General features: G+C 61.9%; 26 protein-coding genes. All 26 read right to left on the bottom strand.

The window, feature by feature from the left end; all coding sequences use genetic code 11:
- Positions 1–61 precede the first annotated feature (61 nt).
- The 26 genes from J2D77_RS09205 to J2D77_RS09080 all read right to left on the bottom strand — a co-directional run bounded on the left by J2D77_RS09205 (position 62) and on the right by J2D77_RS09080 (position 22219).
- Positions 62–982, bottom strand: a complete 921-nt coding sequence (locus tag J2D77_RS09205; protein WP_207845958.1) for a hypothetical protein — start codon at positions 980–982, stop codon at positions 62–64.
- A gap of 1 nt (position 983) precedes the next feature.
- Entirely contained in the window at positions 984–1577 is a 594-nt protein-coding gene (locus J2D77_RS09200; RefSeq protein ID WP_207845957.1) for a YmfQ family protein, read from the bottom strand.
- 1 nt (position 1578) lies between these two features.
- The gene (locus tag J2D77_RS09195) at positions 1579–2694 is read right to left on the bottom strand and encodes a baseplate J/gp47 family protein (protein WP_207845956.1); all 1116 of its coding nucleotides are present in this window, start codon (positions 2692–2694) and stop codon (positions 1579–1581) included.
- Positions 2695–3192 (bottom strand): phage GP46 family protein, encoded by a 498-nt coding sequence (locus J2D77_RS09190; RefSeq protein WP_207845955.1) that lies wholly within the window; start codon positions 3190–3192, stop codon positions 2695–2697.
- Between the two features lie 6 nt (positions 3193–3198).
- Positions 3199–3723, bottom strand: coding sequence for a phage baseplate assembly protein domain-containing protein (locus tag J2D77_RS09185; protein ID WP_207845954.1), 525 nt, complete (start codon positions 3721–3723; stop codon positions 3199–3201).
- Positions 3723–4880 carry a phage baseplate assembly protein gene (locus J2D77_RS09180; RefSeq protein WP_230975673.1) on the bottom strand — a complete coding sequence of 386 codons (1158 nt, stop codon included), beginning with the start codon at positions 4878–4880 and terminating at the stop codon, positions 3723–3725. The genes J2D77_RS09185 and J2D77_RS09180 overlap by 1 nt, the downstream gene beginning before the upstream one ends.
- Before the next feature lie 17 nt (positions 4881–4897).
- A complete protein-coding gene (locus J2D77_RS09175; RefSeq protein ID WP_207845953.1) occupies positions 4898–6196 on the bottom strand; it encodes a DNA circularization protein in 1299 nt (432 codons plus the stop codon).
- 5 nt (positions 6197–6201) lie between these two features.
- Positions 6202–8160, bottom strand: coding sequence for a phage tail tape measure protein (locus J2D77_RS09170; RefSeq protein ID WP_207845952.1), 1959 nt, complete (start codon positions 8158–8160; stop codon positions 6202–6204).
- 117 nt (positions 8161–8277) lie between these two features.
- Positions 8278–8937 (bottom strand): phage tail assembly protein, encoded by a 660-nt coding sequence (locus J2D77_RS09165; protein WP_207845951.1) that lies wholly within the window; start codon positions 8935–8937, stop codon positions 8278–8280.
- Positions 8934–9311 carry a phage tail tube protein gene (locus J2D77_RS09160; protein WP_207845950.1) on the bottom strand — a complete coding sequence of 126 codons (378 nt, stop codon included), beginning with the start codon at positions 9309–9311 and terminating at the stop codon, positions 8934–8936. Before J2D77_RS09160 ends, J2D77_RS09165 begins: the two co-directional genes overlap by 4 nt.
- Positions 9312–9324: 13 nt before the next feature.
- Positions 9325–10806, bottom strand: a complete 1482-nt coding sequence (locus J2D77_RS09155; RefSeq protein WP_207845949.1) for a phage tail sheath subtilisin-like domain-containing protein — start codon at positions 10804–10806, stop codon at positions 9325–9327.
- Positions 10803–11003 carry a DUF2635 domain-containing protein gene (locus J2D77_RS09150; protein ID WP_207845948.1) on the bottom strand — a complete coding sequence of 67 codons (201 nt, stop codon included), beginning with the start codon at positions 11001–11003 and terminating at the stop codon, positions 10803–10805. Before J2D77_RS09150 ends, J2D77_RS09155 begins: the two co-directional genes overlap by 4 nt.
- Positions 11004–11007: 4 nt before the next feature.
- The gene (locus tag J2D77_RS09145) at positions 11008–11520 is read right to left on the bottom strand and encodes a hypothetical protein (protein ID WP_207845947.1); all 513 of its coding nucleotides are present in this window, start codon (positions 11518–11520) and stop codon (positions 11008–11010) included.
- The gene (locus tag J2D77_RS09140) at positions 11459–11851 is read right to left on the bottom strand and encodes a head-tail joining protein (RefSeq protein ID WP_207845946.1); all 393 of its coding nucleotides are present in this window, start codon (positions 11849–11851) and stop codon (positions 11459–11461) included. Before J2D77_RS09140 ends, J2D77_RS09145 begins: the two co-directional genes overlap by 62 nt.
- 14 nt (positions 11852–11865) lie before the next feature.
- Positions 11866–12102 carry a hypothetical protein gene (locus J2D77_RS09135; protein ID WP_207845945.1) on the bottom strand — a complete coding sequence of 79 codons (237 nt, stop codon included), beginning with the start codon at positions 12100–12102 and terminating at the stop codon, positions 11866–11868.
- A 3-nt stretch (positions 12103–12105) separates the two neighbouring features.
- Positions 12106–13218, bottom strand: a complete 1113-nt coding sequence (locus J2D77_RS09130; RefSeq protein ID WP_207845944.1) for a major capsid protein — start codon at positions 13216–13218, stop codon at positions 12106–12108.
- Between the two features lie 25 nt (positions 13219–13243).
- Positions 13244–13633 carry a head decoration protein gene (locus J2D77_RS09125; protein WP_207845943.1) on the bottom strand — a complete coding sequence of 130 codons (390 nt, stop codon included), beginning with the start codon at positions 13631–13633 and terminating at the stop codon, positions 13244–13246.
- A 9-nt stretch (positions 13634–13642) separates the two neighbouring features.
- Positions 13643–14230 (bottom strand): hypothetical protein, encoded by a 588-nt coding sequence (locus J2D77_RS09120; RefSeq protein ID WP_207845942.1) that lies wholly within the window; start codon positions 14228–14230, stop codon positions 13643–13645.
- Between the two features lie 27 nt (positions 14231–14257).
- On the bottom strand, positions 14258–15085 hold the full coding sequence (locus J2D77_RS09115; protein WP_207845941.1) for a S49 family peptidase: 828 nt from the start codon (positions 15083–15085) through the stop codon (positions 14258–14260).
- Positions 15082–16722, bottom strand: coding sequence for a phage portal protein (locus tag J2D77_RS09110; RefSeq protein WP_407927095.1), 1641 nt, complete (start codon positions 16720–16722; stop codon positions 15082–15084). Before J2D77_RS09110 ends, J2D77_RS09115 begins: the two co-directional genes overlap by 4 nt.
- 5 nt (positions 16723–16727) lie before the next feature.
- Entirely contained in the window at positions 16728–17027 is a 300-nt protein-coding gene (gene gpW / locus J2D77_RS09105; RefSeq protein ID WP_207845939.1) for a gpW family head-tail joining protein, read from the bottom strand.
- Positions 17028–17039: 12 nt separating this feature from the next.
- Positions 17040–19031, bottom strand: coding sequence for a phage terminase large subunit family protein (locus J2D77_RS09100; RefSeq protein WP_207845938.1), 1992 nt, complete (start codon positions 19029–19031; stop codon positions 17040–17042).
- A complete protein-coding gene (locus J2D77_RS09095) occupies positions 18991–19557 on the bottom strand; it encodes a hypothetical protein (RefSeq protein ID WP_207845937.1) in 567 nt (188 codons plus the stop codon). The genes J2D77_RS09100 and J2D77_RS09095 overlap by 41 nt, the downstream gene beginning before the upstream one ends.
- A 127-nt stretch (positions 19558–19684) precedes the next feature.
- Positions 19685–20347, bottom strand: a complete 663-nt coding sequence (locus tag J2D77_RS09090; RefSeq protein ID WP_207845936.1) for a hypothetical protein — start codon at positions 20345–20347, stop codon at positions 19685–19687.
- A gap of 365 nt (positions 20348–20712) precedes the next feature.
- A complete protein-coding gene (locus tag J2D77_RS09085; protein WP_207845935.1) occupies positions 20713–21336 on the bottom strand; it encodes a DUF3164 family protein in 624 nt (207 codons plus the stop codon).
- 7 nt (positions 21337–21343) lie between these two features.
- Entirely contained in the window at positions 21344–22219 is an 876-nt protein-coding gene (locus J2D77_RS09080) for a tyrosine-type recombinase/integrase (RefSeq protein ID WP_207845934.1), read from the bottom strand.
- Positions 22220–22330: the final 111 nt, after the last annotated feature.

The following is a 22330-nucleotide window of genomic DNA, read 5'->3' as shown; positions in this document are numbered from 1 at the left end:
GCCTGCGCCAATGATCGTTCCCGCCGAGTTGGTGAGGATCGTATAAATCATAGGTGCGCCTTTAGCTTGGAATAAATAGATAGGTGAGCGCAATACTTCTGGAATGCCAGTTAGCAACTTGAGACGTTGGGGCGTAGACAGCCGATATCGTGTGCGCTCCCGCGCCAACTGGTACCGCGATGCAATGGGACATTGAAATAGAGGTTGTGTCGCTAGTTATCGCAGTTGGATTGCCATCGAGAAAAATACCAAACTCGGCTACATCTGGTTGAGTTTGGTTTGCTGCCACGCCCACGTTGGCGTTCGCAGTAATAAGAAAGGTACCCGAAACGGGGGCTGTGTAGGTGAGGGTTGTGGAGCTTTGGTCGGACGTTGCTGCAAAAAAGACTTTACTGCTTGCTGACACAAACTGATTGGAAAATGCGATATTCCCGAATTCGGTCGTGTCCACGATACCGACCATGCGAGTGCCGTTGAAGCCGATGTATATTTTGTGGCCAGTCTGGAGGTCCCCCGCGCCGCCCGTCCTGGCGTAACGATAATCCCCATCAGTCGTGGTGGTATAGCTTGCAAAGAGGCTCGTCCAATTTGCCCCCGTTGCGCCCGGAACAGTCATGTTCGCGTCGGCCGTGGACACCCAGAACGCGCCCGCTGCATCGACCACGACAGCGAATTTCGGGTAACCCCCGATAAGCGTGGCCAGCGCGGCGTTATAGGGTGCTACCCCGCGCTGCGCCGGGGCGAACAGGATCTGGGCTGCTTTGAGAGTCTGCGACCAGTCGGAATTACTGGGTGTAATGCCGGCTGCTTTTACGAAGGCGATCAGCTCGGCCATCATCATATTGTAGTGCCAAGCAGGACTATCTGTGGCGATAATCCCTTGTGCCGGGTCACCATCTGTCGCCCATCCGGGTGTGCCTGTCGCGGGGGCAGTATCAGCCTGCGCCTGCGCAACAGTGTTGGCGGAAATCAGAAGATCCATGTCAGGTTCCGTAGCTGAAGAGAACGATGGTATGTGCGGGCGCGCGGGCCTTTATTTCGCACTGAAGGACGGTGTTGCCCCATGTGGCCCAGGCCTGCCCGAAACTGTCCCCGAATTTGCGCCTAGAAATCGTGAACTGGGGCGCGTTGACCTGCCATGCATAGGCCCAGGCTTCCCCCCCGAAAGGCGTGCCAAACCGGCGACCAAACCGCCCGGGAGCGAATTGCGTAATGGTGATGTCGTAGCCAAGCGCTTTGGCAAACGCGATAAAGTAGGCAACTGAGCACCCGCCTGTATCGGTAATGCGCGCTACAACCTGCGCACGACGCTGGGTAATGCTGGGGTTGGTACCAGCGCAGGGGTCTGGGAGACCGAGCGTAGCCTCCCACTCGGGCAGCAATTCCGTGGCGCTGGACGGGAATGCATCCACCAACAGGTTGGCTGCCCGGGCGGAACTGCGGGCGAAGGTGTTGGACCAGATATCCGCCAGCCGATAAGGACCGCTTCCCGCCGCTTTGGGCCACACTGGGCCAGAAGGCAGCAACCGCAGCAGGGCTGCGCGGAACATGTCCTGACTGAAAATGGGTGGGGGCATATCAATTCTCGAACGCTATCGTTCCCAGCGTGGGCATTGCGGCCGCCGTAGCGCCAGTAACGGGGGCTGTGGGCTGCGTGACGCTAAAACTCGACAGCCCGATGGCGGCAATAGCCTCATCCCAATCGTTCGGGTGGAGCGTGCCACCCGGCGCGGAAAGGCGCAGGAACATGTCCTGTAGTGCGGCCTTGATCAGGGTCTGGTTCGCGACGGTGTTGCCTGTACCCAGATCTGCCACCACGAAATTGGTGGGCTGAGGCTCTGGAGCGCATACGATGACCAGCGCATCGACCGGCTGCGATTGATAGAGGGCATTGGCCACGGTCAGTTGGTCACCCGTGGCGGTCGCATAACGGCTGTCCGAACTGCTGGCGCCATTCGTGCCCTGCGGGAACCCGCCAGAGGCCGATTCCGCATCGTCCAGCATGGGGTAGACCACGATCGTGCCCGCACCAAAGCCCAGCGGATTGCACCAGGCCCGGGTGACACCCGGTACCGCCAGCGCCCAGTCGATATAGTCCTGCTTGCGCCCGTTCGCGGCGTCCCCCTGCCATGCGAGCAGCACGCGGGAACGAAAAGCGTCGTCCAGTTCTGTGTCCGCGCCCCCTGTAAATGCGCTGGCCACCTGACCCACCGTCTGGATTCCCGGAACCGGACTGGACAATGTCGCCAGAGTTCCCGCCGCCATATTGCCGGCAGAGCCTGAGACCGTGCAGGTAGCCGGTGCCGTGACCGTGCTGCCGTTCAGCGTGCTATCAGCCGTTGTGGTGGCCAACAGACCGCCCGCCAGCGCTATACCGGTTCCAGCCGGGATTACTGCGCTACCGGTCGCCGTAAATGCTACAGACCCGGACGCAGATGTAGCGGTCTTGCGCAGCACGTTCTTGAGCGCGCCCCAACTTTCCAGATATTCGTCTGTCGCGCTCCAGGGCACAGCCTGCTTGGATATCCAGTCCAGATATGCGTAATGCAGGTAGGCAAGGCCTGCCAGCACGTAGGACAGGACCGTTAGAACCGAAAAGCGCAGCACTGCCGATACGTTGGAAATGCCCCCGTCGAGCACGTCCTGCAACGCCTGCTGGCGCAGCTCCGTCAGGGTAGGTCTTGCATATGGCATTCAAATCCCCTCCCACGCCCATGAAAACAGGAAAGTTTGCGGGACCGTCTGCCCGGGTTCGAGAACGGTTACGCGGAATTCGACGGCCTGGCGGTTCACCGTGCTCCACCAAGCGTTGACCGTGACAGAGGCCGCGACACCGTCATCGACCAGCCATTGCAAGGCCTCCTGACAGATTGCCTCCACCTCACGCGGAATGCTGCTCTGCCCCGCCTTGACCGCGCGGGCCAGTTGCCAGAGACGCGAACCTATGGGCGTGTCAGCCCACGCGTCGGCCCACCAGCCGCGTCTGTCGTTCAATTCCGACCCGGATGCACCGGGGGCCGGGGCAAACCCGACTGCGCCATCTAGCGTTGTGATGGTCTCCGGCGCGACCCGGTCGGTGAACAGGCTGACCAGCACGGCGGAACGCAGCGCGCTGTCCAACACGAGATCGCCGTTGCTAAAGGTCCAGTCCCCCCGGGCCTGAGCGACGTTCCACGTGATCGCAATGTCCATGATGGGTTATTCCGGTGCGTCAGATGTGCCAGGCGCTGCCGGCACATTGTGGCGGTGCTGCTCAAGGCTGATATTTCCTGCCTTCACATCACCCTGCGCGGTGATCGTGCTGGTGCAGGTAATTGGGCACTCAAATGCCGCCTCCTGGGCGGAAACTGTCAGTTTACCGGCGGTAGAGAGAGTTATGCTTCCGTCAGCCTTCAGCCAGATACGCGCCCCGGTCACCAGGTGGTAAAGACAGACATCACCCGGTTGCAGGTCGCGCGGGTAACTGCGCTGGTCGCCCGTGGCGATCGCGACGGCGCGGGTGCGGTCTCCCCCTTGGAACAGCACAGCGATATCAGACCCGGGCAGAGACCGGCTGCGGAAGCCCGCCAGTTGCAGCACAGGTACGTCGCTGCGGATTTCCCCGTCCGCCAGGGCAATTTGAACCGTGGGGGTAGAGGCGGTCTCTACCGTGTCTGCTGTCTGCCGGCCCAGTCCCAAAGCCATAGCCATGCGCCTGCCAAGACGTTGCAAGGATGATGTCATCAGCTATTCCGGGTGGCGGCCGCCACGCCCTCGTTCTGCGCCATAGGCAGCACGAGAGGTTGTGGCTTGAATGCTTCGGGCGGCATGGCGATGATATTGGCGTGCGTGCCGTCCATGCCTTGCACGAACTCGACTTCCGCGATCAGCAAGGTGAGTGTGACACCAAGCTTGGGCAGATACGTCGCGCTGAGCGTGTTGGGCTGCCAAAGCCTGCCATTGCTGTCGCGCCAGCTATCGCAGGTCAGTTCCAGCGGCATCGACCGGCCATAGCGCCGGGCTACCTCCCATTGCACGCGCTGGGCAGCAATTTTGTAGTCCGCATCGCCCGTTTCCACGGGCACCAGCAAGGGACGGTGGCGCGTAACGCCCGGGTCGCTCGCACTGGCCTGCCCCGGTGCTGTCAGGGCCTGCATTTCCTGCGCCTGTTTGTTTCCGTCCTGGGGCGCCTCGAACAGCACGGCAGTCGTCTGCAAAATGGCCTGTATGGAGGAAAACCGACCGTTCATGGAGCGCATGAAACGGGCGCGCTCCACGTTCTGGCCCTGTATCAGAGCCCCTACCGACACCGTGCTGACTGGCGCCAGCAGAATGGAGCCGTCTGGCTGGTCGTAGAACAGGCAGCCTGCCAGGCGCGTGGCGCGCTCGATCACCTCGTAGGCAGTCTCGGTCAGAATAACCGAGAACTGTTGAATGGGCGTACTGCCCGCCCCACCCACTGAATTGACGGTAATGCCGAACGGTTTGCAAACCTGCTGCGCAATCGCCAGAACCGTCGTGTTGTTCATCTGGTAGGTCGAGAATTCGGCCGAACATTCCGTGGCGTCGATCGATTTGGACGTGACGACCACACGCAGGATATGTTCGTCAGGCCCGACCTCCTCGCTGATGCTCTGCACGTAGCCGGTCAGAACCTGGTCGGAGCCGATCTGGATCCGGCAACTGTCCCCCGGGTTGATCGAAATCGTGTAGCCATCCGTGGTTGTTGGCTGCCATTTCGTGGTTTCGAACATGGCCGCCCAGGGCATGATCTCGACCCCGATGCGGATGGATATGCGCTCCCACCCTGTAATGCTGAAACCACCGACATAGATCGTGGCGGATTCAGCCGTGGTCCCATCATAGCCCAAGGCCTGGGACAGCGTGCTGATGATGCTCAAGATTGTTCCAGTTCAGATCAGGAGGACAGGGCCTCGAAACTGACGGGCATGAACGCCGGATGGATTGGATCGGCGCGGCGGATCAGGTCATCGGCCCTCGACCCGTCTGCATAGAGCTGCTGCCCCAGCAGAAGCGCAGGCAGGGGGGCGTTACGCTGGATGGTAATCTGCGCCGGCAACTGACTGGCGCGGGCCGCAAGATCGGCCGTGACCTGAAAGCGCAGATCGCGCAGGGCCTTCCAGATATCGGACAGACCGGCGTCGGCCGCCTGTGTCGCAGCAGTATCCAGCAGACCCGCCATGGTCATGCGTAGCGCCTCGGCCTCCTGCGATGAGGTAGGCTGCCAGTCTGCGCAAGCCATGGAGAGGGAGGCCAGTGCCATCTGGCGGCACATCGCCGCCGTTGCCGATTGGGCTGTCGAAATATCGGCGCCGATCGGGGCCAGTGTGCTACTGCTATCGACCGAAAACGCCACCAGCGGTAGCAGAACCGCGATTTGAGCCCCGGGGTCCACCACAGCGGTGCGCAACAGTTCAGGAACCTGCAGGACTGCGTCTGCTATGGCAGAAGTGCTGGTGCCCGTCCCAAGATCAGTTATGGCGGCGTCCACCCCGGCACGCGCGGCAGACAAGGCTATAAGCACCGAGGAAACGGTAGAAGTTTCGTCAACACTACCCGAATTGCCCGCCGCGTAGCGGCCGTTGTTCCCAGGCAAGGTGGCGATGGCGGACGCCATGACCCGCGGCGACCGGATCGCAGAATAAGCCAGGTCGCCCCAAGTGGTCGCCACCGCCTGGGCGGCGGCCACGGCAGGCTCGCCCGCAGCCAACGCACTTGTTGCCGTGCTGGAATAGCTGGTCCCCGCCAGTTCCTGCACCACGACGCCCGCAGCCGCAACAGCCGCATCGAGCGCCAGCTTGACCACTGTGCCGAGCAGGTCTTTCTGCTCGATAAAGTCGAACGTGACATCGATGCGGCCGGTAATACCATCGGGCTCGGCCCAGGAAAAATTGACACATGCCGCTCGGATCGCCCCGATTGTGGGGTGGATCAGCAAGCCAGGCCCCGCGGTTTCAGTGGCATTGACCAACTGATCGCGCTGGATTGCCGCTGTAGGCCCGGACACAAAGCCCCGGATATGGTAAATCCGCTCGCGCTTGCCCATGTCCTCCACCCAGACACCGTCACGATATGCGTAACGATGAATGGCCTGCTTACGGCCGTTCTCACCCCCGCTGCCCAATACGACAAAGGGCACACCCCGGAACGAGCACTGCAGATACTCCAGGGCCGTGTTCAGCAGCGCTCCGGACATGTGGTTCAGTTCCCTATCGCAGTATTGGCCGGATCCATGGCCCGGTGCTGGGTGACAGACGCCACCTTGAGGTTAGGGCTGGCACTGGCTGTCTTGACCGATGTGCCAGGGGGCCCCTGGGTGCGGACATGCACGTCCAGTTGCATACGACCAGGCTCAGCGTCGGACTGGGCGGGCATGGATGCGGGCATAATTGCTGCCGGGGCTGATGTCTGGTCATAGTTTCTCAGAAAAGCACCCCCCCGCTTGAGATCACCGTCCTCCCCATCCCCAGGTCGCAGGAAATCCCGTGTGAACATCGCCATTGCTGCATCTGGGGAAGAGGCTCTGGCGAAGCGCGAAAACTGCGCAGGGTTATGCTGCTGATAATACCGAAGAGCCGCCTTGGTTTGCCCATCGACATCCGCCTGCCAGACATCCACACCTTGTTCCGCCATGATCTGATCACGTGTGGAACGAATAAACTGGTATGCGCCCCGCGCCGAAGAGAATGGATTTTTAGCTGACTGGTAGAGATGGGATTCTGCTATACCCGCTGCGGTCACGCCCCGGATGGCATTTTCGTTAAGACCCAGCGTATTGTCACGCCTCAAGCCAGCCATCAGGGTGGAACCGCGCTGCATATCCTGCTGTGGCGTTATCAGATCATCTGGGTCCTGCCCGTAAAGTGTTCGATAAGCCCACGCATAAGGAGCTGCCAGCGTTTTCATGCCTGGAAGATCCATGATCCAGTCACGGTTTTGTTTCTGCTGCTGAGGCGAAACACCGTTCTCATTGGCATTCTTGAGGGCCTGATAGGCAGAAAAGAGAGCCAGGACAGTGCTCAATCTGGACCGACTTGCCGCGATCACGCCGATTGCCCTACCAATTCCGACGAGCCCTCCAGCAAGAGAGGCCACACCAGCTAGAACTGGAGCTGCCCATAGCACACCCAAGGCTATGACGGCATCTTTCGCTGCTGATTGCCACCCGCCCAGCTTATCCACAACCTCGCTGATGCTGTCACCGATTCCCAGGACAGCGCGTTTGATTTTCTCCCACCCGCCGTTTCTCAGCCATCCTGCGAGCTGGCGCACATACCCTGCGATATCCTGCGCGATCCATTCCCGGTTGGCCGCGATCCATTCAGCCATCTGCTGAAGAACCGGGGTAATAGCGGGCTCAACCGCCTCCGCCACGCTGTAGCCGAAGCCCTCAACAGCCAGGGTAAGCTGGCGCTGGGCATTCTGCATGCGGGCTGCGGCATCTGCGCCCTTGTCGTTCATCACCCCGTAGCGCTGGGCCAGGCGGATGTTGTTCTGAAACTCCTGTGCGGACTGCTGGAAAATGGTAATCAGCCCTTGCCCATTTTGCTCAAAAATTTTCATAGATGCGATTGTCTGCGCAGCAGGATTTTTAATGCCTCGAATTTTCTGGGCGAGATGCTCAAACAATTGCTCTGGAGAAGATTTTTTCAGCTCTTCCATGCTGATCCCAAGCGCCTGAAATTGCGCAGCCGCTTCGGGTGCATATCCATTGGGAATTTCCCACTTCAAAGCGGAAAGCTGGCTCAACGCCCCACTCATGGCATCGGCGGATCCGCCGGACAGTTCTGCCGCGTTGCGCAGGGCCATATGTCGGCCGACATCCATGCCGATACTGCGCGACGACGTGCGCAGGTTGGTACCGACATGTGCCCATGCACTTGCCAGCCGATAGACCCCGGCGACCGAGGCAGCGCTGGTCAGCGCCCCCATTTCTGGCACAAGTCGGCCGACCGAACGGAACGTGTCCAGCGTGGTCCTGGAAAGGTCGCCCATGCCTTTACGCATGGATGACACGCCCGTCAGGTTGAAAAACCGGGAAAGCGACCGACCCGCGTTACGAATAAGTGCCTGCAGGGACGCAATGCGGCCGTTGACCTTGTCCAGCGTCATGCTGGCGCGGTCGATCGCGGTAATCGGGATTTTAACCGCTGCGGCCATTTTTGGCGTCCCTGCGTTTTCGTTCCGCTATCCGGTTCGCCTGTGCGACCCAGTAGAGCAGCTGCTGTCCGTTGAGGTTTTCGACCTCGGACAGCGACCAGCCTGAGAAAAAGGCCATCAGGTCGGCTGGAAGGGGCTCCCAGTTCGACGGCCAGTCGTAAAAAAACCGGTCAGGTAATCGGCCGCCTTTGCGAACCGGCTGATCGGCATCTTGAGCACGGCAGCCAGCGGCCATGTGCTGACAGCGCAGACGAGATCGATTTCGGCCTGCAGGAAATCCGCGACACTGCCGCGCCCCTCGGTCGCCTTGAAGCGTCGGCGCTCTGCCACAACCGGCTCGCGCAGGGTCATATCGGCAAAGGTCGAGTTGACTGCTTCCACCGGGGGACTGAGCACCAGCACAAGCGATGGCGGGCATTCAGGCTCATCATCGGGGTTGCGCCGGGCCTCATCCTCGAACGCGCTCACATAGGCGACGGCGGAATCGAGAATGGTGGTGCCCAGCTGATCGACCGCGACCTTGGGCCAGCCCGAGATACGGATAACCATATCGATCTGGCTGTCATACACGCTTTCCAGGCTGGGCTTTTTTCCAATGACCTTGGCGGCCTGCAGGCAATGGAACACACACGGTTCGCGCAGGCTCAGGGTCTGCCACTCGCGGCCATCCTTGGTCGTGATGGGCGTATCAAGGGTGAAGACACCCTCTGCCGGCTGCTCGCCGGTTTCGGGCTCGGATACGGCCGCGAGGACATCAGAATCGCTCAGGGTATTCACGATGCCGTATCCTCTGTGACTGTGTCGCTCTCAACCTTGAGTTCGAACGTGCCTTCCTGGGTGTTGGTATTGATCTGTTCGACCTGCCAGCCATCAACCACGGTGATGATCTTCCCATTCGCCAGAACGGCAATAATCGTCAGGCCGGACGCCCCCTGAAAGTCGCTGACCTTCTTGTCGCGCCGGTCACGCAGGCTGACCTGTATGAAGCCCTGGCCCGGCATGGACTGGAACCCCTCGACCGTGCTCTGGCCTTTGAGGGTTTCGTTGACGTCGCCTGCTGCCTGCCACTGTAGTTCGCCCACCACGCTCCATGCCTCCCCATTGATGGTAAGGGAGGCGGTGCCTGCCAGAGGACCACGATATGTTGACATGTGTTATCCTCCGTCAGGACTTGGTGAACAGGACGTTGCCCGCAATCACCCAGAGCTGGTTGGCGAAGTCGTAGGGCAGCAGCAGCTTGACGACGCCATTGCCGGCGTTTTCGGCCACGATGTTGGCCGCGAACGTATCGGGGTTCTGGACCCAGAGCTGGGTCGCCTGCCAGCGGTACCGTGCCACGGCCGACTTTCCGACAAGCTGGGCCGTTGTCGCCTGCGCCCCGGCCGGGATCTTGCTGCCATCGGCCACCAGAATGGTGCGCGGATACTGGGAGGCGAGATAGGTCAGCATGTCCTGCATGCAGACCTGGGCCGTCAGCAGGGTTTCGATGTCCAGATAGCTGTCATCGGCCACGCCGGCGGTGTTGGTCTGGTAGGTCGTAACCAGCCGTTCGGTCAGCACCGTATCGCTGTCATCGACCGTAAAGGTGGACAGGCCGTCATGCAGGAAGCTGTTGCGTTCATCGAACTCGAAGCGGCCCGCATCGGTCGGGGGCAGAACGGTCAGCGCCAGGCCACGCACCGGCAGTGCGGGGTTGGTCCGCATTGACACGGCTGTGACCGCCGCAAGCTGGGCTGCCCAGGTCATGGGGCAGGAGGGACTGTCGGAAATGGGCATGACGGTCCCGTGCGGGTCGTTCTGCGCCAGGCCGAAGGTGGTCGCAGCCCCATACGTGCCACGGAAGGCCGTGATGTGGTGCCCGTATCGCTGGATCATGGGCGACCAGTTGCCGATCGTGTTGTCGAACAGGTTCTTGAACGCGGTCAGGCTTGCCGTATCGGTATAGGGATGGGCGTACAGGTCGTACACGCGCGTGCCCAGATTGGCCAAAGCCGTGGGCAGAGCGGTCGGGTTCTGTGTGCCGCCTTTCATCTGGGCGACTGCCACAGTCAGGCCGCTGGGGACCGCCTGGCCACCCGCCGTGCCCAGCAGGGCAACACCAAGCTGGATATCGTTCCCGGCAAGCCCTTTGTTGAGGGCGGTGACGGTCACGACACCTTCGGCAGCTGTAACGCCCACGAGCAGCATGCTCAGGTTCTGGGCCGCCAGAACAACGTTGGCGGCGACCACGCTGGCGGTATCGCCCACAGAGACGCCGACAGGCACAAGCTGGTCGCCCACGTAGAGGGGCAGCGTGCCAGCGGCTGTGGCGGTGCCAGTCAGGGTAAAGGTGCCCGATGCTGCAGCAGCTGCGGCATCATCAGCCAGGGGGAGCACCCAGACCTCACCCGTGCTGTCGATGGTGCGGTAGTCCTGCACCATGCGGGCACACTGCGAACCTGCCCCGTATTTGGCAATGGCATCGCTTACGCCACCGGAGATTGTAGCGACCCCGGCCGTTGCGGTCCCTTTCGCGAGCATCTGCCCGACAATCAGGATCCGCCGCGCGGCACTGGCGGTGTTGGCGGCGCTGTTATCGAGGTTGAGGTAAAAACCCGGGACCCGGTTGCTGTCGGAATAGCCCGGGACGGTAATGCTGCCGCTCATGCGCTTTTCCCTTCCGGGGCCGTGAATTTTTCAGCCGCCGGGGACAAGGCCTGTGGCGGGCTGACTTCGAGAACATCGCCGCGGGACAGGGCGCGCAGCCAGAATGCGGTCGCGGGAACGGTGGCCCCGGCTGTATCCAGCAGGCGCAGCGTCCCCGGCCACCGGACCGAACGGCCCGACGCTGGTTTGACAAACATGAGATTATTCCTGGGAGAGGTTGGCTACGAACCCGGCTGCGATGGTGCCGGTGAGATCGCCAGAGATCTGGGTAAGCGGCACGCCGGAAATGGGATATTCCTGCGTGTATTCCATGCCAAAGGTCAGTCGCAACGCGCCCAGATAGTCGGCGCTGTCCGCCTTCATCTGCTGTTCGGTGTCGATGCGCGAAACCTGCTGAACCATGGACATGATATCAGCACTGCACATGACGGACATTTCGATCTGCTCGGCTATCCGGTCGAGCTGGCCCTGGACGACCTCCGGGTTGCCGCCGCTGACTTTGGCAGTCACTTCGAGATCAACAGTCCGCGTATAGTCCGGCGTGCCTCGCCCGTTGCTTTGTGCCTGTTCGGACGGAACGGTTACAAAAATGGCGGGGAGTTTATCCGGCGTCAGCGGGTAGTCAGCACAGGTGAAAACATTGTCCTGGGCTTCAGTAGTCAGGCGGAGCAGACCAGCCACTTTGTCGCGCAGTTGAGCCCGGTAGAGGGTCATTGATCTTGTCAGCCTTGTTCAGCAGGATATCCGCGCCGCCATGGCTGTCATCCATGACTTCGCGCACGATCCATCTGGAACCACGAATGATGAAAATATCGCCCTGGGCAGGCTGAGTTGCGAACTGCGAGAGCTGCACGCCCAGCCGGGCGTCGGCGCTGACGACATGGGATGGGGTGATGCCATCCACGATTTCGACATCCATGGGTTTCCACCCATTGTCGAAAATGCCGGTGAGCGTGATGGCTGCTGAACTCCCGCCCTGCAGCCACTGCACGCTTTCACCAAACACGGCCTGGCACGGCCCCAGCACCAGGCGGTCCCAGTCCATGGGGCCGGTCATGGTCAGGACGGCGTTGCGGGCGGAGCCGTCATATCCGGCGCCGGACGCATGGTAGCCAGGGACAGGGTATCGGGATTGCCCTTTTCCCCCGGTTCAGCCGCGCGGGCAATGCCGCGCTTGATCCAGAAGGCGGCAAGCGCCGGGGACACCTTGAGCAGCGTGCCCACCGGCTTGGGCATGCGCCCGATCTGGTCGTAGATCGGGCGCTTGGTGATTACGCTTGTGGTTTCTTCAGCCATGGATCAGGTCCCCGTCGGCCCGGGGACATCAGCCCCGGCCGCCATGACAGTTGCAGCAAAAGACGCGTTGACCCGTGACGGAATCACGATCGGGGCCGACTGTGTCAGCAGGTTGATCATGGCCGGATTTTCCTTGTACCAGAGCTTGGGCGCGTAGGCCAAAGCGCCATAGGCGAAAGCCGGGTCGAGAATGAGACCGAAACCACGCACGCCTTCCATATCCGGCCCGGTCATGACGACAGTGCCGTCCGGGATCATGGGCTCTTCCGTGTCGGTATCCGGATCCACATACCAGTCGTTATAGAGCCACAGACGGAACTGCCCCCACGTGCCCATGAAGATCGCACCGCGATCCATCTTGCCGCCGAGCTGCACGTCGGACCCGCCGACCTTGCCCGGCCAGATAATGGCATTGAGCACCTTGATATCGCTTTTGAAGGCGTTCCAAGGGGAGTTGGTGAAGATGATATCCAGCGGTGCCGCACCCGATTTCTGCACGACCAGCGCTGCCCATTCGGTCAGGTAGTCGGACGGATACACGCCAGCCTGCCCCCACTGGGCCGTGCCAGTCAGGGCGACGGTCAATGCCGGGTCACGCCGGAAGTCCACGACGGTCGTGGGATAGCCCTCACCTTTGATGGTGACGCTGCCGCTCACCAGAGCGGATGCGGCCATCCATTCCAGCCGGCGATTGATCATGTCGACCTGATCGGCCATTTCCCATGCGAGATTGGCCTCCAGCCGCTCAGCCGGGCTCATGCCCCCCATCAGCCGCTCGCCGATGTTACGCCGGACCGGCTTGAGCAGATCGGGGTTGCGCAGGTCCTTGATATAGGCCGGCTTGAACAGGTTGGTTTCCCACATACGGCTTTCCACCAGCTTGCCTTCAACGAGGGGCGAGCAGAATGGCGCCATGCGGCGCTTACCGACATCGACGTCGATCGCGACCTCGACAGCATCGGATTCCACGATATTGGGAAAGAAGTTGTCGAGCAGGAATGTTTGCGCGAGCTTGAGGTTGCGCACGAAATAGACCAGTTCGGCGGTATCATACGCACCGAGCATGGGCAGGAGTGCCTGGGTCACTCCCGCATTGCCGGTCAGGGATCCGGACATTCAGAAATCCTTTGGAAAGCCGCCGTCAGACGATGGCGTTGGAGAGGCCGGTTTTCACGAAAATGGAGAACTGGCGGAGTGCCTGGGTCAGGGCAGCGAGCGTCCAACTGGCGTCGAACGTCATATAGTTCGAATTGAACTCACCCATTTCGTAGATCGCGCCCTGGGCGGCAGCGGCAGAGGCGTCGACCGTATCGACCACGATGCCGCAAGGGACCTGCGAGCCATCGGTCGCGGTGGCAACAGACGGGATATAGTCACCCGAGGCCGTGACCCTGCCGACCACCTGCCCGCGCACAAGCGTGTTGCCCGAGGCGAAGGTGACGGTCGATGTCACGAGTTTCAGATTGCCCGCAATCAGCTGGTCAGGAACAAAGACCACCTGCTGGGACATGGGATTGATACCATAGCTCATGGCTGGACCTCAGCGTTTGGCGTTGGCGATACGGGCCAGGCGTGCGCCAGCTCGGTTTTCGGGCTCACCCGCGGGCTGCGAGAGCGCGCCGCGTCCTTCCACCCCCATGCGGGTGCGCAGGGCCGTGTAGCCGGTATCGGCCTGGGCAGGCTGCCCAGCATCGGCAGCAGGGGCCGTGGCGCGCAGCACACGAACGGCCTGACTGCGCGGCAGGCTGGTACCGAACGCCAGTTCGGCTGCAGCGGCCGGGTTACGACCGGCAGCGGCCGAGCGGAAAATTGCCGCGCAACGACCGCGCTCACGCATGCGGATGGCGCGGGCCTTGGGATCGGCCTCGTCATCCTCGTCGTCGTCGTCGGTGCCTTCGGCGTTTTCGCCGTTGTCGGCATCATCCTCGGGGCTGTCGCCTTCGGCGGTCTTCCCGTTTTTGCCCTTCTTGCCGCGCTTTGCGTCGTCTTCGGGCTCCTCGCCCTCCCCGTCGCCGCCGTCTTCACCCGAGGTCTTGTCCTTGTCTTTGGGGTCTTCATTCGTATCGTCAGTCGCGGCCCGTACGCCACCGGCAAGGTGCGCAAAGGGGCTGATGGCGCGTTTGGCCATGGTTCTCGCTCCGGTTGTGTTGAAAGGTCAGAGATGCGCCAGCAGGTCGAGGAAGGCGGCATCACGGGGCATGACGGCATCGGCCAGACCTGCCTGGACCGCGCCTTCACCCCGGAACACGGTGGCCTGCATGCCTTTGACGGCATCGGGGGTCAGGCCCCGGTTCCGTGCTACCGTGTCAAAAAAAAGCTGCCCGAGGCTGTCGATATCCGCCTGGATCAGGGCTGTGGCCTGTTCCGTCAACGGTGTGGTCGGGTAGCCGTCGGTCTTGTGTTCACCGGTCTGGAAGGTCGTGACCTTGATCCCGGCATCGGCCAGCATGCCCGTGATGTCGGCATGCAGCCAGACGACACCAATCGATCCGACCTCCCCCGTACGGGGCAGCACGATGCTCTGGGCCGAGCAGGCCAGCGCATAGGCGGCCGAGCAGGCCATTTCGTCCACAATGGCCACGACGGGCTTCTGGGCGTGGGCCGCGCGGATGCGGTCCGCAGTATCGAAACACCCCGCGACGGTGCCGCCCGGGCTGTTGATATGCAGGACGATGGCCCGCACCGTTTCGTCCGCCACGGCCATGTCTATGGCGGCGGTGATGTCGTCATAAAATGTGGCTGTCTGCCACCACCAGCCATCGGACGAACCCGGCAGGAGGATCCCCGAAATGGTGATGACGGCAACACCGCTGACATTCGACGTGATGGCCTCCGCCCCCCAGCGTTCGTCCTGGGTGGCGGGGCCAAAGATCATCATGTCATCTGCCTGCGCGGCCAGAAGCCGCTGCACGATCGCCTGCCTGTTGCGGTTAAGGGCGACCGGCGCGTCCAGCAGGCGCGAGATCAGGGCATATTGCTTCATGCGTCCTCTCTGGGCGGCATGTTGCCCCCCTGATTGCGATTGCCGATCCATTCCGGCGGCGGCAGGCCACGGTCTCGGAACGCGCTCAGTTCGACTTCGCGCTGGTCGAGCGTTTCTTCCCAGTCGCGGCCTTCGCTCTCTGCGCATTCGTCTTCCAGGGTGGACAGCCCGCCCTGCATGCCGAGTATCGCGCCCTCGCGTTCGGCCACCGGGTCGATCCAGCCACGGCCCGGCCCCAGCCAGCGGCAGCGCGCATAGGCATGCCGTGCTTCGAGAAATTTCGGGGCGTTGCGGGGTAACGGCAGTTTCTCCGCCTCCATGATCTCTTCGAGCAGGGCGATGCGGATGGGGGACGCGAACCCGATGGAAAAATCCTCGCGCCGCCGTTTCATGGTCTTCCATGCTTCCAGCAACGCGCCCCTGGCAGACGAATAGTTCACGTCAGACCAGTCGTTGCTGACCTGCATGGGCGCCATGCCTGCACCGCTGGCAACGTTGTTCAGCACAGCACGTTCGAACTCCCGGAAGTTGCCCGCCGGACGCGCGGCCGAGACCGTGTTGATTTTCTCGCCCGGGAACAGGATGGGCATCCGCGCGCCATTGAGCGAGATATTGCGACTTTCATGGAACTGGGTTCGCATGTCCTGGTAGACGCCCAGGCTGTCGTCTCCACCCTCGATCGCCTCCTCGGTAATGCCGTGATCATATGGGCTTTCGACATAGGCCGCGAAAATGGCATTGATGATGGCTGCATCCAGTTCCGACCCATCATATTTGATGAGCATTTTCAGGCGCTGGAGCACCGGCGTGAGCATACCGGTACCGCCCACGTGCTGGCCGCCCCGATGATGCTCGAAGAAATGCACAACCTGTGGACGGCCCCACGATGTTTCGCGCTCGATGCGGTCCCAGATGACGGTATCGCCCATGCTGTACCAGTCCGCCTGGTGGGCCCGGCGGATGTGATAGGCGATGGGAACCCCGGCATCCGTGATCTCCACGCCGTTCCGCAGGTTCTTGAGGTCGTACTGGTTCTGCGGGTTGCTCAACCGGTCAGGGTCTATGATCTGGACGGCCGTTGCATAGCGCGCGCGCCCCATGCCGATATTGTCTTCAAGCCACGGCAGGTAGGCCAGAGCATCGCCATCGACAATGAGATGCCGAAAGCCAAGATGCATCTGCTGCGAGAAGGTCAGCATGCGTTCGGCATCGTTGTAACGCCCCGGATCATCCGCCCAGGACCGCCACCAGCTGTCGAGTGCTCGGGCAAATTCATGCGCCCACTGGGCATCGAACGCGGAATTTCCGCTCAGATGCGCCAGATATCGGTAGTCCGGCTTGCTGACCGGGCGCAGCATGACGCCAACGGCATTGTCCAGCACCCGGGTGACGGCACCCGCAGCCCAGCCGTCATTGCGCACAAGATCGCGCACCCGGCTGACAATGCGGTTACGATACGGGCTGCGCTCGGTGTCGGCCGAGAACAGGGGCGGCATCCAGCCCTGCATGCGCTGACCGGAAATATCAGCCGCGTCAAAAGCCTGTCCGGGCCAGCCTGTCAGGGCATTGGGTTCGCGCCGTGGCGGGCGTGGACCCGCGGGAACACCCCCGAGCATACGCACCAGAGACTCGCGCACCCCCATTAGAACACCGGCCGGAGCGCACGGCGCCGCGTGCCCGGCACGCCAAGCTGGCGCTGGAGCGTACGGATCATGGCTGAAAGATCTGCCACGTTGGCCTGCCGGTATGTGACTGTTTTGCTGCCATCGCCCTGGGCATAGGTGACAGAGGCAACACTCTGGCCGGACTGCAGGCCGATCAGCGCCAGCTGACAGCTGGTCAAGGCTGCCTGAAGCTGGTCGGTGCTCAACCCGGCAAGCAGGCTGCTGGCAGGGTTGAAGCGGGCCTGCGGCAGGCCAAAGCCAGGGTATCCGTTACGCATTGAAACGTCCGATCAGGCCAGTCGGGCCATACGCCGTGTCAGGCGCGCAGCGCGCTTGCGCTCCGCTTCGACCTCGTCGGTCTCATCTGACGGGTTGGAAAGACCATCCCCCGACGTTTCGGGAGGCGGCGGTGGCGGGTAGGACGCGACTTCCTTTTCCATCGCGTCTGCCCTGCGGTTGAGCGACAACCCCCGGTAAATCAGCCCGCACAGAGCCGCATAGCTGTAGACCGCGAGGTCAAGCGCTTCGTTCCGGCGTCCGGGCAGCACCTCCCAAACCCGGACGATGCTACCCCGTATGCTCTGCCTGACCGACCGTTCGGCCAGCAGCTGGGCGAAATAGTTGACATCCCGATCAGACGGGAAGTGCATGTAGCCGGGGGCGGCCTCGCCCGCTTCGGGCTGTTTGAGGTGCAGCCGGGCACGGATCACATCCTTGGCTGCGTTCACGCCAATAATGACAGGCCGGAACGACGCCTTGTTGCGGGCACTGGGCCGCTTGTTGGGCCAGACCGGGGAGCGCGCGCCACCCCGAGCCGATTCACCCTTGATTGCCCAGATGCGCCGCCCCAGGCGGGACCGGCAGAACTCATACACCTGCTGGGTGTGATGACCGCCGGAATCGATACACGCGGCCATAAGGGTGAACGGCCGCCCATCGGCCCGGTACCACGTGCGCTGCAGGGCCGCATCCACCCGGTCCCAGGTCTGTGGCATTTCCGGATCGCCCTCGATGACCAGATACGCGATCGACCAGCGTTCCTCATTCCGGCCCCATCCGACGATCTCGATTTCTATCCGGTCATCCTGCGTGTCCGCGCCTGCAGTCAGGATGACGACGCCGGCAGGGACTTCGCCCTCCCAGTTCTCGACCCGGGCAGCAAGGGACAGCTCATTGAGGGCGCCGTCACCCTTGTCCTCGAACGGCAGACCCAGCGTGGTGTTGATGAAGGTCTGGCGCCGCAGAGGATCCTTGTGGACCTCCAGCCATTCCTCAACCAGTTTGGCCCATGTCGTGTTGGGCGAGAGGGAATAGCCCGACCAGATATGGAATGAGGCGTGCCCCTTGAACGGCTTGGAAGCGATCCACTCGCCCGCCGCCACCATGTCCGGCTTGTCCGTCTCGGTAATGATGCAGCCATTATGGCGGCAGACGTAATAGGCGGTCTCAGGCAGCGGTTTGCCGTTTTCATCCTTGTCCCACTTTATCCCGTAGGGAGATTCCCGTTCCCCCCATTCCAGAACCTGCTTTTCCCCGCACTGCGGGCATGGCACGTGGAACCGCCGACAATCGCCCTCCTCGAACAGCTTTTCGATGCGGCTCAGGCCCGCCACTGTGGGCGTAGACCCGGCGATGACCTTACGGTTCCAGAAGGTCTCGGAACGCTTGGTCCCGAGCGATATCTGGTCACCTTCCGCGCCTGCGCCCCCGACAGGGTAGCCGTCCACCTCGTCGAAAATCACCACGCGCACCGTGATGCGACGGAAGCCGCCGGGGCTGTTGGCCCCGACCAGCTTGAGTGACGCCCCGTTGCGCATGGTCTTGCTGAGCAGCGTGTTCTCGCCACTCTTGGCCTTGGCATCGGGCGCGATGGCGGCAAGGACGGGGGTGTCGCGCAGCATGGGCGCGATTTCGTCCTTGCTGTAGTCCTCGGCGTCGGTCTCGCGTGGCTGCACCACCAGGACTGGCGACGGATCTCGCTCCAGATAATAGCCGATCGCGTGATCGATGATCTTGGTGTAGCCGACACGTGCCGACTTCATGACCGAGACTTTCTCGACCGTCGGATCCGTGACCGCGTCCATGATGCCGGGCTGGTAGGCATAAGCTTCGAACCGGCCGGTCTGCGCACTGGTCTCTTTCGAGAGCACCGCATAGAGCGCGGCCCATTGGCTCAAGGTCAGTTTGGGAGGCGGCTTCAGGTTCTCCCTGCGCGCCTGATCCAGCCTTATGACGAAGAATTCATACCCGGCCCTGTAAGCGGCTTGCGGCGTCTTCTCCATCCAGTGTGAGCTTTTCCAACGCGTGCGCAATCAACGTCTCCAGACGTTCACGCAGTTCAGCAGCCCCCTTGCAACGGGCCAATGTCGGGGCATGTTCGGCAGGAATAGCCAGCAGGCTGGCGCGCACCCGGGCGTATTCATCGCCCACGGCGCGGGCAATCAGCTCGACTTCGACAACCCTGCTGGCCTTCTGATCGTATTCGAGGCGGGCGGTCTGTGCTTTGTAAACCTCGCGCAGCCGGGCTGCTTCGGCGCGGGACATTGCTTCGAGCGGGATTTGCTCATCCCTATTGGACGGCCCGTGATCTCCGGCATCCGCAACTGCCCTGCCACCAGTTGCAACCTGGGGTGCCACCGGTTGCAGGTCTGGTTGCATCTCCTGGCGGAGTGCCAGCCATTCATCAAACGACGCAAGGTCGACTTTCCCGTTGTCCGCCTTGATCTTGCCTGTTGCTATGTTTTTCTGGATTGCAGCCCGGCTGAGGCCTGCGCGACGGGCCGCTTCGCTCTGGCTGATCGTCGTCAATACATCACCTGCAACTGCAACCCGAAAATTTCGCCATAGCTAGGGATCAAACGGGCTCGCGCAATACCCGCGTTTAAAATCGGCCAGGAAGGACCCAAAACACCCCCCCCTGCCCTGCCGCCATCGGTCACCGGGCCGTTCGGATGGCGCGCTGGACGGCTGCTGCTATTGCGTCAGGCCCCTCGGTGGCGACCACCTGCCTGGCTCGCTCGACAAAGCCGAGACGTTTGGTGACGTCGGTGTTCGGCTTCCAGACATACAAAAGCTTCAGACTGGTTCTCTTGCTACCCAGCTTATTCAGGGCGCCCTTTGTCCCGCGGCTTCCATCGCGACGACCACCCTTCGCAGAGCGCTGCCAGATACCAGCAATCCCCTTGACCGTTCCCGCGAAGACGTCAGGCCGCGCCAGCAGCTTGGCCAGCATTCCCTTTGGTATCTGACCATACCGATCAACGGGACCATCGACAGGAACCAACAGCTTGCCGCCATTACCAATGACAGCGTGTTCTCCGCCCGTCTCATAGGGCAGCAGGTAACGCTCTTGGGCAGGCCGCAACGATACGACCGCAAGCAGGTCTGTTTTGCTGGCCCGCTTCTCTACCTGTGTTGCTTTCTGGGTGAATGGTCTGGGGCTTGCGAAAAGATCAACCATCTCCTCATTTTCTGCCCGCATCACCCTGAATGCCAGGTCGTTAACTGCAGTCGCCAGCGCGAACGGTATCTGGCGCGACATGTCAGAAAGCTGCTTCTGGACGGCTTTACTGTCGATCTTGATACTGAAATCAGCCATTCAGAACAGCATTTGCCTTGGCCGAACATTCAGCAGCCCGTCCTGTTGCCCAGATACGAATGCCCGGCCGACGATCATTCTGGCTCAGCCTGCTATAGTGGCGGGCTGCTCTGCACCACACATCATAATCAGATGGCAAGTTGCTGCCGCGCGACCGTTGTTTAAGCTTCAGCCAACGCCCGGGGGGTGAATTGTCTCGCTGCTGCATGCGGTCTTCTCCAGATACTTTTCAACCCCGCGCAGAAGAAGTTGATATTTCCGAATTTCGATTTTGGAATGCGCCAGAAGCCTCTTTTGGTGCCCCAACTCCTGCCTGAGCCTAAAGTTGTCGCGACGACCCGAAAGCACGTCGGTGAGCCACCGCCTCATGCTTTGGCGAGATCAAGCGGCACCATCTGCCACTGCTGGTCAGGTGTGTTCCGGGTGTGCAGCCGCAGATAGGATTTCGTGCTGTCGATCCGGATGCTGTCCGCGATCGCGTCCATGGCGCGTTTCCATTCAGGGTCGGGCACGTTCAGACGCCGCAACGCGAGGATCTTGCTCGCCTGGAGCTTGCCCTCCTTGCCCACGTCGAACGCGTCCATGACCACCACGCGCAGATTGGCGTTGGCGCCTTCGGTCCACCGCTCGAAAAGGATATCCAGCAGATTTTTGGCGACCTGCAGTTCCGGGCCGAACGAAATACTGTCGCCCATGGCGACGGTCGCCCGCAGGCAGCCGTCGTATGTGCTCAGCGTCACGTTGCCTTTTTCGCCGCCGACGGTGGCGCCATGTTTTTCGTGCAGGATTGCCTGCAGTGCAGAGACCTCGCCAAACCCTTCCCGTTTGAACGCCGACAGCGCCTCCGAAAGCTGCCGGCCGCTCTCATGCAGGCGACGCACCACCTCGTCTTCCAGCAGGTGTTCCGGCTTGACGGATTCAATCGGAACCAGGCGCCCCTTTGCATCCTTCATGTAGCCTTCCGGCACGGGATTGGCTTCGTTCGTCATGGCGGCGTCAGTCCAGATAGTTGGCGGAGCCATCGCCTTCGCGGACGTGGCTGTATCGTGTCGTGGTTGCAAGCGATGCATGCCCAAGCGTGGCCTGGACCACATGCACTGGCGCGTTGTTGTCCAGCGCGTGCGATGCATGGGCGTGCCGGAGCCAGTGCGCGGAAACCGCCCCTGACAATCCGGCACGCCGCGCCGCCCGCTTGACGATGCGATGGGCCGCATCATGCGAAAGCGGGCGGCCATCGTGGCCGGGGACCACGGGCGCGTCCGGCCCGTTTTCAACCCGCAGCGCCACGAGCTGCTTGAACAGTTTGGCGGGCACCTGGACGGCCCGCGTCTTGTTGCCCTTGCCGAACACGGAGGCAACGCCGCCCTGCTGGCGACGCGTAACGTCCCGCCAGCGGAGCGCGCAGGCCTCTGAAATGCGCAGCCCCATGCGGTAGAGCACGTCCAGCAGCGCTTTCCGGCGCGGCTCGCCCTCGCCCTCGATCATGGCAAGAACCTGCTCGCGAGAGAGAATGCGCTCATTCAGCGTGTCGCGCCCGCGCTCCAGGCGAAAGGCCGCGCCGGCATTCTGTGTGAGAGCGCCGGTCCCCGCCGCGTAGGCGAGCAGCGACTTTGCAGCGGAAAGCTTGCGCCGCCGCGTGGCGTCAGACGCGCCCGCCATGCTGTCGAACCATCCCTGCAGGTCTGCCAGACCGATCTCGACCAGCGGTCTGCCAACATACGCCAGCAGGTCACGCACATCGCGTTCGTAGGCGCGGCGGGTGTTCTCGCTGCGATTGTGCAGCCACGTCCGCAACAGCAGATCATCAGCCGTAACAGGCGCGGCCTTTTTGGCCTCTGGCGCGGGCGATCTTGCACGATCTCCGCTAACCATTTGAATTTCCTACATTACATGCTCATTTTGGCCGGTCGAAATCCGCGTGATAACTGCACTTATCTTGCGGGTTTCCGGGGGTGCGTGCGGGTTATCTTGCGCCCGCGCCCT

It is taken from the genome of Acetobacter garciniae, assembly GCF_017377735.1.
Taxonomy (GTDB): domain Bacteria; phylum Pseudomonadota; class Alphaproteobacteria; order Acetobacterales; family Acetobacteraceae; genus Acetobacter; species Acetobacter garciniae.
The sequence above is the reverse complement of the archived record's forward strand: the minus strand, read 5'-3'. Positions and strand labels throughout refer to the sequence as shown.

What these genes read in the sequence shown, in the direction of transcription:
- J2D77_RS09205 (WP_207845958.1), bottom strand. Translation starts at nt 982, where the DNA reads ATGGATCTTCTGATTTCCGCCAACACTGTTGCGCAGGCGCAGGCTGAT.
- J2D77_RS09200 (WP_207845957.1), bottom strand. Translation starts at nt 1,577, where the DNA reads ATGCCCCCACCCATTTTCAGTCAGGACATGTTCCGCGCAGCCCTGCTG.
- J2D77_RS09195 (WP_207845956.1), bottom strand. Translation starts at nt 2,694, where the DNA reads ATGCCATATGCAAGACCTACCCTGACGGAGCTGCGCCAGCAGGCGTTG.
- J2D77_RS09190 (WP_207845955.1), bottom strand. Translation starts at nt 3,192, where the DNA reads ATGGACATTGCGATCACGTGGAACGTCGCTCAGGCCCGGGGGGACTGG.
- J2D77_RS09185 (WP_207845954.1), bottom strand. Translation starts at nt 3,723, where the DNA reads ATGACATCATCCTTGCAACGTCTTGGCAGGCGCATGGCTATGGCTTTG.
- J2D77_RS09175 (WP_207845953.1), bottom strand. Translation starts at nt 6,196, where the DNA reads ATGTCCGGAGCGCTGCTGAACACGGCCCTGGAGTATCTGCAGTGCTCG.
- J2D77_RS09170 (WP_207845952.1), bottom strand. Translation starts at nt 8,160, where the DNA reads ATGGCCGCAGCGGTTAAAATCCCGATTACCGCGATCGACCGCGCCAGC.
- J2D77_RS09160 (WP_207845950.1), bottom strand. Translation starts at nt 9,311, where the DNA reads ATGTCAACATATCGTGGTCCTCTGGCAGGCACCGCCTCCCTTACCATC.
- J2D77_RS09155 (WP_207845949.1), bottom strand. Translation starts at nt 10,806, where the DNA reads ATGAGCGGCAGCATTACCGTCCCGGGCTATTCCGACAGCAACCGGGTC.
- J2D77_RS09150 (WP_207845948.1), bottom strand. Translation starts at nt 11,003, where the DNA reads ATGTTTGTCAAACCAGCGTCGGGCCGTTCGGTCCGGTGGCCGGGGACG.
- J2D77_RS09145 (WP_207845947.1), bottom strand. Translation starts at nt 11,520, where the DNA reads ATGACCCTCTACCGGGCTCAACTGCGCGACAAAGTGGCTGGTCTGCTC.
- J2D77_RS09140 (WP_207845946.1), bottom strand. Translation starts at nt 11,851, where the DNA reads ATGGACTGGGACCGCCTGGTGCTGGGGCCGTGCCAGGCCGTGTTTGGT.
- J2D77_RS09135 (WP_207845945.1), bottom strand. Translation starts at nt 12,102, where the DNA reads ATGGCTGAAGAAACCACAAGCGTAATCACCAAGCGCCCGATCTACGAC.
- J2D77_RS09130 (WP_207845944.1), bottom strand. Translation starts at nt 13,218, where the DNA reads ATGTCCGGATCCCTGACCGGCAATGCGGGAGTGACCCAGGCACTCCTG.
- J2D77_RS09125 (WP_207845943.1), bottom strand. Translation starts at nt 13,633, where the DNA reads ATGAGCTATGGTATCAATCCCATGTCCCAGCAGGTGGTCTTTGTTCCT.
- J2D77_RS09120 (WP_207845942.1), bottom strand. Translation starts at nt 14,230, where the DNA reads ATGGCCAAACGCGCCATCAGCCCCTTTGCGCACCTTGCCGGTGGCGTA.
- J2D77_RS09115 (WP_207845941.1), bottom strand. Translation starts at nt 15,085, where the DNA reads ATGAAGCAATATGCCCTGATCTCGCGCCTGCTGGACGCGCCGGTCGCC.
- gpW (WP_207845939.1), bottom strand. Translation starts at nt 17,027, where the DNA reads ATGCGTAACGGATACCCTGGCTTTGGCCTGCCGCAGGCCCGCTTCAAC.
- J2D77_RS09100 (WP_207845938.1), bottom strand. Translation starts at nt 19,031, where the DNA reads ATGGAGAAGACGCCGCAAGCCGCTTACAGGGCCGGGTATGAATTCTTC.
- J2D77_RS09090 (WP_207845936.1), bottom strand. Translation starts at nt 20,347, where the DNA reads ATGGCTGATTTCAGTATCAAGATCGACAGTAAAGCCGTCCAGAAGCAG.
- J2D77_RS09085 (WP_207845935.1), bottom strand. Translation starts at nt 21,336, where the DNA reads ATGACGAACGAAGCCAATCCCGTGCCGGAAGGCTACATGAAGGATGCA.
- J2D77_RS09080 (WP_207845934.1), bottom strand. Translation starts at nt 22,219, where the DNA reads ATGGTTAGCGGAGATCGTGCAAGATCGCCCGCGCCAGAGGCCAAAAAG.